The 1,480-nt window shown below is 59.9% G+C and carries 1 protein-coding gene; it reads right to left on the bottom strand.

The genetic code is table 11. The features are described from left to right. Nucleotides 1-160: 160 nt before the first annotated feature. Entirely contained in the window at nucleotides 161-1,288 is a 1,128-nt protein-coding gene (gene prpC, locus QMX86_RS28045) for a 2-methylcitrate synthase (protein WP_217851015.1), read from the bottom strand. Nucleotides 1,289-1,480: the final 192 nt, after the last annotated feature.

Raw genomic sequence — 1,480 nt, 5'->3', positions numbered from 1 at the left:
GGCCAGACACCTGAGTTGCACACCGTCCACTGTGGGAGCGAGCCTGCTCGCGAAAGCGATAGATCAGTCGACATCCTTGTTGGATGCCAGTCCGTCTTCGCGAGCAGGCTCGCTCCCACAGGGTCTAGCGGGGTTCTCTGGTTCCGGGTCAGCTCACCATTCAGCGACGTTCGATTGGCACGAACTTGCGCTGTTCGACGCCGGTGTACTCGGCGCTCGGGCGGATGATGCGGTTGTTGGCGCGTTGTTCGAACACGTGCGCGGCCCAGCCGGTCAGGCGCGAGCAGACGAAGATCGGCGTGAACAGCTTGGTCGGGATGCCCATGAAGTGGTAAGCCGAGGCATGGTAGAAGTCGGCATTCGGGAACAGTTTCTTCTGCTCCCACATGGTCTTGTCGATGGCTTCCGAGACTGGGAACAACACCTTGTCACCGACCTCGTCCGCGAGTTTTTTCGCCCAGCCCTTGATCACCTCGTTGCGCGGGTCGCTGTCCTTATAGATCGCGTGGCCGAAACCCATGATCTTGTCCTTGCGCTCGAGCATGCCGAGGGTGCCTTTGATCGCCTCTTCCGGCGACGAGAAGCGCTCGATCATTTCCATCGCCGCTTCGTTGGCGCCGCCGTGCAACGGGCCACGCAGCGAGCCGATCGCCGCCGTCACGCACGAGTACAGATCCGACAAAGTCGAAGCGCAAACCCGCGCGGTGAAGGTCGAGGCATTGAATTCGTGTTCGGCGTAGAGGATCAGCGACACGTTCATGACTTTGACGTGCAATTCGCTCGGTTTCTTGCCGTGCAGCAAGTGCAGGAAGTGGCCACCGATGGTCGGCTCGTCGCTGACGCAGTCGATGCGCTTGCCGTCGTGGCTGAAGCGATACCAGTAGCACATGATCGCCGGGAACGCGGCGAGCAGACGGTCGGTCTTGTCGCGCTGTTCGGAGAAGTCTTTCTCCGGTTCGATGTTGCCGAGGAATGAGCAACCGGTGCGCATGACGTCCATCGGGTGGGCGTCGGCGGGAATTCGTTCGAGCACTTCTTTCAAAGCCTGCGGCAGGTCGCGCAGCTTGCTCAGTTTGCTTTGATAGTCGGCCAGTTGCGCTTTGGTCGGCAGTTCGCCGTACAGCAGCAGATAGGCGACTTCTTCAAATTGCGCATCGGCGGCCAGTTCACGCACGTCGTAGCCGCGATAGGTCAGCCCGGCTCCGGCCTGGCCCACGGTGGACAGTGCGGTTTGCCCGGCTACCTGGCCACGGAGCCCGGCGCCACTGAGTACTTTTGCTTCGGCCATTGTGTTCTCCAATCTTCTTGAATTTGTATGGGGAAACTTGTGGGAGCGAGCCTGCTCGCGAAAGCGCTGGATCAGTCGACATCAATGTTGGATGTCAGTCCGTCTTCGCGAGCAGGCTCGCTCCCACAGGGTTTTGTTCAGCCGTTCTTCTGTGCAAACAACGCATCGAGCTTCAGCTCGAACGTGTGGTAA

The sequence above is a fragment of the Pseudomonas sp. PS01270 genome, from assembly GCF_029959775.1.
Lineage (GTDB): Bacteria > Pseudomonadota > Gammaproteobacteria > Pseudomonadales > Pseudomonadaceae > Aquipseudomonas > Aquipseudomonas atacamensis.
This window is presented reverse-complemented; position numbering and strand designations above follow the sequence as displayed.